Source organism: Verminephrobacter aporrectodeae subsp. tuberculatae At4, assembly GCF_000193225.1.
Lineage (GTDB): Bacteria > Pseudomonadota > Gammaproteobacteria > Burkholderiales > Burkholderiaceae_C > Acidovorax > Acidovorax aporrectodeae.
Genome location: NZ_AFAL01000477.1, coordinates 1 through 10,264, shown reverse-complemented (window position 1 = coordinate 10,264; position 10,264 = coordinate 1). Strand labels below are relative to the sequence as shown.

The 10,264-nt window shown below is 66.3% G+C and carries 6 protein-coding genes; 1 reads left to right on the top strand and 5 read right to left on the bottom strand.

Annotation, left to right across the window (positions count from 1 at the left end; all coding sequences use genetic code 11):
- The 4 genes from VTU_RS27545 to VTU_RS27540 form a co-directional block, all read right to left on the bottom strand.
- Positions 1-3,905, bottom strand: a 3,905-nt coding sequence (locus tag VTU_RS27545; protein ID WP_010105709.1) for an Ig-like domain-containing protein, incomplete at its 3' end; no start/stop codon positions are given.
- Positions 3,902-4,477, bottom strand: a complete 576-nt coding sequence (locus VTU_RS0115325) for a SwmB domain-containing protein (RefSeq protein ID WP_169315410.1) — start codon at positions 4,475-4,477, stop codon at positions 3,902-3,904. The genes VTU_RS27545 and VTU_RS0115325, both read right to left, overlap by 4 nt.
- Complete coding sequence (locus tag VTU_RS0115320; protein ID WP_029554446.1) at positions 4,474-5,868, bottom strand: SwmB domain-containing protein; 1,395 nt, start codon at positions 5,866-5,868, stop codon at positions 4,474-4,476. The genes VTU_RS0115325 and VTU_RS0115320 overlap by 4 nt, the downstream gene beginning before the upstream one ends.
- Before the next feature lie 1,128 nt (positions 5,869-6,996).
- Entirely contained in the window at positions 6,997-8,283 is a 1,287-nt protein-coding gene (locus tag VTU_RS27540; protein ID WP_236610757.1) for a class I SAM-dependent methyltransferase, read from the bottom strand.
- A 242-nt stretch (positions 8,284-8,525) separates the two neighbouring features.
- Between VTU_RS27540 and VTU_RS0115310 the strand changes: the two genes are divergently transcribed.
- Positions 8,526-9,461, top strand: a complete 936-nt coding sequence (locus VTU_RS0115310; protein ID WP_010105705.1) for a DMT family transporter — start codon at positions 8,526-8,528, stop codon at positions 9,459-9,461.
- 25 nt (positions 9,462-9,486) lie between these two features.
- On the opposite strand, the gene VTU_RS27535 is transcribed toward VTU_RS0115310, so the two are convergent.
- A partial coding sequence (locus VTU_RS27535; RefSeq protein WP_010105703.1) for an Ig-like domain-containing protein occupies positions 9,487-10,264 on the bottom strand: 778 nt, incomplete at its 5' end.

Genomic DNA, 10,264 nt, shown 5'->3' with positions numbered 1-10,264 from the left:
ACGCTCACCACGAAAGCCGACAAGACCGGTGGTCTGCTGCTGCCGTCCAGCGGCTCGCTGAACGTGAGCAGCAACTGGTCGCCGTTGACCGCGGCGCTGCGCAGCACCGGGGGCGTGGTGTCAGGCGTGTTGTCGTTGTTGGTCACGGGCTGGTTGCGGAAGTTCGCTGCGGCGTTGTCTTCCGCGTCCCGGACCACGTTGTCCGTCTGCCGGGCGTAGCTGACGGTCAGTGGCTCCCCGAGGGCAACGGTGCGGCTCAGCGTGAGCGTCACGGTCTTGGCCGGTGCGTTCACGCTGACGCTGCGGACCGTGATGGCCGTTGCTCCCGCGGCGCTGCTGTTCACGGTAAAGCCGGCGCTGGTCAGCGCGGCGTCGCTCAGGCTGTTCGCGTCGGTGAAGCTGAGCACGAGTTGCTCGCCGCGGTTGATGACCGTGGCGCTGCTGAATACCGGGGCCGTGGTGTCTCCCACCCGGGTGTGGACGGTGTAGTTGGCGCTGCTCACGCTGCCGACTCCGGCGTTGCCTGCGGCGTCCACCACGCCCGCGAGGTTGACGCTGATGGTGTTGGTCGCGTCGTTCACGTGGGGCTTGGGCGTGAAGGGGGCGGTCCAGGTTTTGCCGGCGTCCTCGGTCGTGAGTGCGCCCAGGGAGCCGTTGGCGTCGATGAGCATGATGTCGTCCTTTGCGAAGCCGATGACGGGCTCGCTGAAGCTGAAGGTGGCGGTGGTGGTTTCGCCGGCGGTGAGGCTGCTGTCGGCCAGCGTGATGGTGACCGTGGGGCGCAGGGTGTCGATGCTGTAGTTGGCGCTGCTGACCAGGCCGCGACCGACGCTCCCATCGATGATGCTCAGATTGACAAGTTTCAGGTGGATGGCGTTGGTCTGGCTGCTTGTGTCGGCATTGGGCGTGAACGTGGCCGTCCAGTAGCCGCCGGCGCGGCCGTCGTGGACATGGGGTGCACGCAGGTTGCTGAGCGTGCCATTGGCCTGGGTGAGGTCGATATCGGACACCCTGAAGTCCATTACGGGCGTCCAGGGGAAAAGAAATTCGACCTTGGTGCTTTCACCGGCGATGAACCGGGTTTTGTCGAATGTGATGGTGGCTGAGGGATGCACGCTCTGCGTGTTGACGGTGTCCACGGTGTAGTTGGTGCTGCTGGCCTGGCCGGTGCCGGCGTTGCCGGCGGCGTTGCTGACCCCGCTGAGGTTCACGCCGATGGTGTTGCTCGTGTCCAGCACGTCGGCATTTGGCGTGAACGTGGTGACCCAGGTTTTGCCGTCGCTGCCGGCGATGAGTGCCTCGCTCAGCGTGCCGTTGGCGTTGCTGAGCACGACGTCGTCCCTTGTGAAGCCGGTGACGGGCTCGCTGAAGCGGAAGGTGACGGTCGTGCTTTGGCCATGCTTGATGGCGCTGTTGTCCAGTGTGATCGTGGCCGTGGGGCGCGTGGTGTCCACGCTGTAGTTGGCGCTGCTCGCACGGCCCACGCCGGCGTTGCCTTCGAGATCGCGCACGCCCGCGAGGTCCACGTGGATGGCGCTGCTCAGGCTGCTGGTGTTCGCCGTGGGCGTGAACGTGGCGCGCCAGCTGGTGCCGCCCCCGTTGGCGCCGCTGACACGCTCGAGTTCGTTCAACGTGCCATGGGCGTCCGTGAGGACGACGTCCGCCGCTGTGAAGTCGGTGACGGGCTCGCTGAAGGTGAAGGTGACGGTGGTGGTTTCGCCCAGGGTGAGCGTGCTGTCTTCCAGCGTGATGGTGGCCGTGGGGCGGCCCGTCACGTTGGTCACGGTCTGGTTGCCGAGATTCGCCGCGGCGTTGCCTGCCACGTCCTGCACGGCGTTGCCGGATTCGGGCCGGGTGTAGCTGACGCTCAGCGTCTCGCTGCCGGTCACGGCGCGGCTGAGCGTGAGCGTGACGGTCTTGTCCACCCCGTTCACCACGGCGCTGCTCACGCTGATGGCCGCTCCCGTGGCGCTGCTGAGCGCAAAGCCTGCGCTGCCCGTGAGCGCGGCCGCGTTCAGGTTGTTCTCTTCGGTGTAGCGCAGCAGCAGTTGGTCGCCGTTGACCGTGGCGCTGTGGAACACCGGGGCAACGGTGTCTGCGGGCCGGGTGTCCACGGTGTAGTTGTCGCTGCTCGCGATGCCCACGCCGGTGTTGCCGGCGTCGTCGGTCACGCCGGCCGCGTTCACGCGGATGGTGTTGCTCGTGTCCCGGACGTTGGCCGTTGGCGTGAAGGTCGCGGTCCAGGCGGTACCGCTCGGTGCCCAGTCCACGGGGGTGAGCGGGCTCAGCGTGCCGTTGGCGTCGGAGAGGATGACGTCGTCCGCGGTGAAGCCGTTGACGGCCTCGGTGAAGCGGAGGGTGACGGTCGTGCTCTGGCCCGCCGTGAGGACGCGGTTGGCCAGTGTGATCACGGCGATGGGGCGCACGGTGTCCACGGTGTAGTTGGCGCTGCTCGCGCGGCCCAGGCCGGCGTTGCCATCGAGATCGCGCACGCCCGTGAGGTCCACGTGGATGGCGTTGCTCAGGCTGGTGGTGTTGACTGCGGGCGTGTACGTGGCGCGCCAGCTGGTGGCGCCGTCGTTGGTACCGCTGATGCGGACCAGTTCGCCCAGCGTGCCATGGGCATCCGTGAGCACGAGGTCCGCCGCCGTGAAGTCGGTGACGGGCTCGCTGAAGGTAAAGGTGACGGCGGTGCTCTCGCCCGCCTTGAGCGCGGTGTCGGCCAGCGTGATGGTGGCCGTGGGGCGGCCCGTGAGGTTGGTCACCGTCTGGCTGCTGAAATTCGCCGCGAGGTTGCCCACCTCGTCCTGCACTGCGCGGCCGGTTTCGGGTCTGGTGTAGCTGAGGCTCAGCGTCTCGCTGCCGGTCACGGCGCGGCTGAGCGTGAGCGTGACGGTCTTGGCCACCCCGTTGACCGCGGCGCTGCTCACGGTGATGGCCGCTCCCGTGGTGCTGTTCACGGTAAAGCCTGCGCTGCCTGACAGTTCGGCCGCGCTCAGGTTGTTTACCTCGTCGGTGTAGGTCAGCACGAGTTGGTTGCCGTTGACCGTGGCGCTGCGCAGCACCGGGGCATCGGTATCCGTGCCCCGGGTGTCCACGGTGTAGTTGGCGCTGCTCGCGCTGCCCGCTCCGGTGTTGCCTGCCAGGTCGCTCACGCCAGCCAGGTTCACGCGGATGGTGTTGCTGGCGTCGTTGACGTTGGTCCTGGGCGTGAAGGTCGCGGTCCAGATTTTTCTGTCGCTGCCCACCGCGGTGAGCGGACCCAGCGTGCCGTTGGCGTCGCCGAGAACGACGTCGCGTTCGTTAAATTCATGGACGGATTCGCTGAAGCTGAAGGTCACGGTGGCGGTCTGGCCCCCGTTGATGCTGCTTTTGTCGAGCGTGATGGTGGCGGTGGGCCGCGTGGTGTCGATGGTGTAGCTTTGCTGGGCGAATGAATACGAGCCACCGCCGGTCCTGTAGGTCGTATTGCCGTCGCCGCACGGGTTGCCCACGCTATCGGTCAGGCCATCGAGCCGCAGAATCAGGGTGTATTCGATCGATTCGCCGCCGCTCATCGGCGCCGTCAGGGTGAACTTCCACGTGGTGCCGCCGTCCGTGGTGTACAGGTTCGACAGCTCGCCCTTGCCGGTTACCTCGTCATACTGCCAGCGATGAGCCGTTATCAGGTCATTCGGCAGGGTAAAGGTTTCCGGCTTTATCGGTGCGGAGAAGACGATGGTGTAGGTGCATGACTCGCCGGCAGCCAGGTTGCGGTCAGAGCATGCGATGCTGGCGACGGTGGTGACTCGCGTGTTGTTGGTCACCGCCAGATTCGTGAAGCTGTTCGCGTCGTTGCCAGCACGGTCCTGTATGACGCCGGTGGTTTCGTTGTTCGCCGAGGGGTCGGTGTAGCTGACTCTCACCCTCGGGTCCCCCGGGTTACCGGGGAGTCCAGTGTCAGCGTGACGGTCTTGGCTGCGGCATTCACGACGACTTCGCGCACGCCCCGGGCGTCGCCATTGACGGACACCCTGAAGGCCGTGGTGGCCGGAATCACGTTGTCCAGCGCTTCGCTCCAGGTGAGCACCAATTGGTCGCCGTTGACCGTGGCGCTGCTCAGCGCCGGGGGCGTGGTGTCTTCTGGCGTGGTGTTGCGCACGACCTGGCTGCTGAAGTCCACCGCGTCGTTGCCGTCAGCGTCCTGCACCACGGCGCCGGTCGCGGGTTTGGTGTAGCTGACGCTCACCGTCTCGCCATAGGTCACGGCGCGGCTCAGCGTGAGCGTGACGGTCTTGGCCGCCCCGTTCACCACGGCGCCGGTGACGGTGATGGCCGTGCCCGTGCTGCTCACCGTAAAGCCTGCGTTGCCTGCGAGCGCGGCTGCGTCCAGGTTGTTGGTTTCGGTGTAGCTGAGCACCAGCTGGTTGCCGTTGACCGTGGCACTGGCCAGCGCCGGGGGCGTGGTGTCTGATGACGCCGTTGTGTTGTTGGTCACCGCCATTTGCGTGAAGCTGGCGGCGTCGTTGCCGGCGCGGTCCTGTACGACGCCGATGCCATCGTCACCGGTCGAGGGGTCGGTGTAGCTGCTTTCACCTCATGCAGGCGGGATACCGGGCTGCTCAGCGTCAGCGTGACGGTCTTGGCTGCGTAATTCATCGCGACTGCGCTGACGTCCCGGGCCGTGCCATCGACGGTCACCGCGAAGGCCGTGCTCGCCAGGGAGGTCCTTATATCCAGCGTTTCGCTCCAGGTAAGCACCAGTTGGTTGCCGGTCACCGTGGCATGGGTCACCGTGGGCCGGGTGACATCCACCGTGTACTGCACGCCGGCGTACGCCTCGGTGGCGCTGCCCTGGACGCCATCGTGGTTCGTCACGCCGGAGAGATTCACCGCGATGGGGAGGGATCCGTTGGAGTCCGTCGCCCCCGCCGGGGCCGACAGGGTGAATGTCCAGGTGTCGCTGTGACCGCCGGCGTCGGGGTTGACGGCGGTCGGGGTGGACATCGTACCCACGCCATTTCTCAGCACGACATTGCTGGCGCCAAGGCCCTTGACCGGCTGGGTGAATTTGAGGGTGACCGTGGCGGATGGTTTGTCGATTCGGAGGCAGGCCTGGTTGAACGGGCCGATATCCGCGGTACTGAGCGGGTCGGTCCTGATCGTGCTGTACAAAGAACTGATGGAGGGCGGTCTTGTGTCTACCGGCGTGTTGTGAGTTACCGCCTGGTTGCTGAAGCTCGCTGCGTCATTGCCGGCAGCGTTCTGTATCGCGTTGCTGTCGTTGCCGCTTGTGGGATCGGTGTAGCTGACGGTCACGAGCTCACCGTGTCGCACGGCACGCGCCAGGACCAGCGTAACGGTTTTGGCCGTGGCATCCACGCGCACGTAGCTGACGATGATGGCCGGGCCACTGCCGCCACGCACCGTAAAAGCCTCGGCGTCCGGCTTGTTGGTCGCGTCCAGGCTGGTGGCATCGGTATAGCTGAGTACCAGGGCCCCGTTGACCATGGTGGCGCCGGCCAGTGTGGGCCGCTGGGTGTTGACGGTGTATTCGCAGGGGCCAAGGCTGGCGGCGGCTACGGGCTGATCGTTCGTCGTGTCCTTCACGCCGTCGAGGTTCTTCAGTCTGATGGTCTGGGGGGTCTGCGCAGTGTCGGCAGGCGGGGTCAGTGTGACCTTCCAAGTACGGCTCAGGTTATTGGGACGGTTCTCCACTGGCCGCATATTGGAGAGCAGCGTCCCGGCGGGCACCTCCAGGTTCGCTGCGGTGACGTTCCGCACCAAGCGATCGAAGGTGAGGGTGACGGTGGTGGTTTCGTCGGCTGTGAGGGCGCTGTCTGCAATGGTGATGCTGGTCAGCTGGGTCGGTGGAAGCGTAGTAGCCATGGCGTGCCTTTGCGTATGTGTATGGACGAGGGGTTCTGGTCCCTGTGCCTTGTGGACAGGGCCCTTGGTTTGCGCTGGTTCAGGCGGGGGTGATGCGGCGGCGCGCGCGCCGCGTGCCCGGGCGTCGCGCCGCGGACCACGGTGCGACTCGGCACCAGGGCGGTGGCCCTGCCCGGGGGCGCGATGCCTTGGTGCTTGGTCTTGGCGTGCGCGCTTGCGCAGCACCCGGGGGCTGCCGGCGCCCGCCCACGAGGGGGCTGCCCGGGTGCCGCCAGCGGCGCAGGATGCTGCTGCTGGCGCTCAGGCCCTCACCGACTCGGTAAATCTTCTGGCCCCGGCGTGCCTGGGCGCCAGGGGGGCGGCCCCTCCCGTGGCGGCGACGCGCCGGCCGCTGATCCTGAACTGCGCCGTTGCGCGCCGGGGCGCTGACGGCGCTTGCGTTGAACCCCTCGGCGGTCCGGTGGTCCGGGCAGCGCCTGCTTCGCTGCGTTGGGAGCAATGCCTGTGCAAGAAGGTAGGGGTCTGTCGGCATAACAATTAATGACGCTTTAAAACGCCAGCAGTGTAACCGGCGTTCTTCTTGAATGCTCCAATATTTGTTTGATTTTTATGCGTTTAGCCGTTGTAGCTTCTTGCTTCGCAGACATGTGGCGTGGACGAGCGCTTCCAAGCGATGGACGAAATCGACGGGCTGGCCAGGACATGCCCGATGGGTCCGAGCGCGCGCGCGCCTGCCAGGCGCCGCGACCGGGGCTGCATCGGGAGAGATTGGGCCGTGCCCGCTGCGGATGGATTGCGCCGGGCGGTCTGCTGTGCTGCGCAGGGGCCGAGGCGGGGGCTGCGTTGTGGGCAGTCAGGCGATGCGTCGCTTGCATGGGGCTCCCCCGGCGCTTCGACGGGGCCCATGCGGTCTGAGTTTTGTCTTGTTTTTATACAGCTTCAAACATTGCAAACGTGACCAATTTGCGCATGATCTGCCCACCCAATGGGATGTTTTTTTGGCATTTTTATTTCCTCAGGGCGATCGCCCCCGGGAGATAGCGCGGTCCTGAACGCGATGACCCCGCTGATGGGCGTTCTGATCGGCGCGGCCGCGTTCGCCGAAATACCCAGCTGGCGCCGCTCCGGCTAGGCCGCTCGCCCTTCGCCGCCCGTCAGCGCGAACGGCATCAGCGCGCCGGAAGCCACCAGGAAAAGCAGGTTCTGCCGGATCTCCATCGGGTTGTGCGACGCTGGTCCGAGGCGCGCGATGAGGTCGCCGATGCGCAGCGGGCCTTGCGCCAGCAGCGCGCGCAGATCGTCGATGAAATCCGGATGGAAGCTCAGTGCGCCGCGCGGGATCGTCACGCGGCTGCCCAGCCGATCGTGGCCGGGCACTTGGCCGATGACCGCGTCGTCGAGGATCCTGACCGCGTCGCCCGGTGCACGGCCGCTCTCCGATCGCGTGCCGCGCATGAACACGTCGCGGCGGAAACGTCGATTCACCGCGAAATCCTCCGCCAGGTGCCGCAGACGCTGATTGGGCAAGGCCGCGATGGACTCCACGGCTTGGCGATCCATGACCAGCATCGGGTGGTTGTCGGCCAGCGTCGCGCTGCCGACGTAGCGCAGGCCGGCGTTGGCCATGTCGTCCGCGACGTCCACCGAGTAATGCACCTTCCACGTCCCGTTGAAGAACTCGTGCGCGAGATAGTTGACGGGATCCTTCGAGAAGGCCTCGACGGCCTCGACGGCCACCGGGTTGTCGCGGAAATACCGGAAGCTCGGATTCCCGATGTGCCGCGTGGTCCGCAGGGCGCCTTGCACCCGCGCCACCATGTCGCCGGGCGTGGCCTGCGAGATCTCCAGCATGAGCTTGCGCAGCGGCGCCTCGACCGACCAGCCCGGCAAGCAGTTGTAGCTCAGGTAGACCAGTCCGCCGTCCCGGAGATGGCGCGCCACGATCCGTTGCAGCGTATCGCGCACCGCCGCATCGACCCAGCTGTAGATGCCATGCATCAGGATGAAGTCGAAGGCGGGCAGGTCCTGTTCCAGCAGTTCGTCAAAGCGGGTGGTGTGAAAGACGACATTGCCGACGCCCATCCGCGCGGCATGCTCCCGTGCGGCCTCGATATGGGCCGGATTGAAATCGCAGGCGTGGAATTCGGCATTCGGAAAAGCCGCGGCATTCACGATGGTGGATTGTGCGAATCCGCAGCCGAGATCGAGATAGGTGAAAGGCTGGCGGAAGTCCCGCGATGGAATGCCGTTCAACATCGCGACGTAATTCAGCCATGCCGGAGACAGCTCGCGATGGAAGCGGTCTGTGAACGTCAGCTCATTGATGTAGCCCGTGGGGCGGTCTGATGCTTGCAATTGAAAGCCTGGTGCGTGGTCAGGGTCGAGCGCCCCATCTCGAATCGTCGATTTTGCCACGGCACCCTGCGCCAAATACCCATTCGGCACGGCGCCCCGAAACCCCGTTGGTGTGATGCATCGCGCATCGCCAATGCATTCGACATGAGCTTAGGGAATCGGTTTCCAAGACCTTGAAAGGGGTGGGATTTAGCCATGGTAGATCGTCGTGCAAAACAAATCGTTTGCTGCCCAGGCATGCCTCCGAGAGAATGCCCTGCCAGCTACTTCCCGAAACAAACCATGCCAGGAGACCGATCACCATGGACTTCGCCAGCTTGGCCCGCCTCCTTCTGCTCGCCGCGCTCTGGGGCGCGAGCTTTCTGTTCATGCGCATCGCCGCTCCGGTGCTGGGGGCGCTTCCCACGGCGTTTGGTCGGGAGACCCTCGGGGCCCTCGGCCTGTTCGCGCTGATCGCGCTGCTGCGCACGCCCTTGTCGTTCCAGGGCAAGTTTGCCGTCACGCTCGTCCTGGGATGCATCAATTCCGGCATCCCGTTTCTGATGTACGCGCTCGCGGCCCAGGTGCTTCCGGTCGGCTATAGCGCGATCCTGAACGCGATGACCCCGCTGATGGGCGTTCTGATCGGCGCGGCCGCGTTCGGCGAGCGCATCACGCCCGCCAAGGCCGCTGGCGTGCTGATCGGTTTGGCGGGTGTTGCCGTGCTCACGCGCGCGGGCCCTCTGGAGGCGAGTGCACCGGTGCTATGGGGTCTTGCGGCGTGCCTGCTGGCCACCGCCTGCTACGGGCTCGCGGGTTTTCTGACCCAGCGCTGGATCACCCGGCGCGGCGGCCTCGACAGCTGCATCGTCGCGCTGGGCAGCCAGATCGGCGCCATGCTCCTGCTCCTGCCATTCCTGGCCCGGGAGGCGCTGGTCCACCCGTTCGCATGGCAGGACACCCCCACCCGCGTCTGGGTCTCGATGCTCGCGCTCGGCCTGCTTTGCACCTCGCTGGCCTACGTGCTGTATTTCCGGCTGATCGCCGACGTCGGACCGCTGAAGGCGCTGAGCGTCACGTTCCTGATCCCCCTGTTCGGCGTGCTGTGGGGCTGGCTTGTGCTCGGCGAGCGCGCGACACCAGCGCACGCGATGGGGGGCGGACTGATCGCCATCGCGCTGTGGCTGGTGCTGCGGCCCGGGCCCCGGTCAACGCCCGTCCGGGCAGCCGCCACCCCCCATGCCAGGAAGGTCCCATGAGCCTTCCTGAGGGGGGACTGGCCTTTCAGAACCAGAACCCTTCACGCAACCCATCGGACGCCTGCCCGGTGATGGACAGCGGCATCTGCGCTGCGGCGCCGAAGGCGGTGATGACGCCGTCGGCCTGGCCATCGGCGTCGAACTGCCCGCCATCCTTGATCGCAAAGTCCAGCCGCGAGCGCCCGTCCTCGTGCACCACCTTGCCGCCGTAAAGCGCGCTGGCCAAGTTCACCAAGGCGCCGGTGCCGTCCTGCACCCAGTAGCCGTTGGCGCCGCTCTTCGGGTCCGCGTACAGGCTGAAGGTCTCGCTGCTGCCGGCGGTGTCCAGCGTGGCCTTGAAACCCGTGAGCGCAATCGGCGTCTCCAGCGCCCGGGACAGCTGGGCCGGGGCCTCCTTGTGTTCCAGGCTGGTGATGCGGGTGTTGCTGCCTGCGGCCTGTACCCGGTCCTCCTGGGTGCCGTCGCCGGTTGCAGCGGCCGCAGAGTCGGGGGCCTGATTTTCCTGGGTTTCCTGGTTTTCCTGGGCGTGGGACGCAGCGCCGTTGTCCGCATCCGATGCTCTGAAGCTTCTTGGTGCAGATGCGTCTGCTGCGGGCCGGGTGTCCACGGAGTAGTTGGCGCTGCTGACTTCCCACTCGCCGGCCTTGCCCGCGTCGTCGGTCACTCCGGTGAGGTCTGCGTGGATGGTATTCGCCGGGGCGTTGACGTTGGCCGTGGGCGTGAGGGTGGCCGTCCAGACCGTGCGCTCGGCATTGGCCACGGGCGCGCTCAGCGTACCGTTGGTGCACCCGATGTCTCTGGCG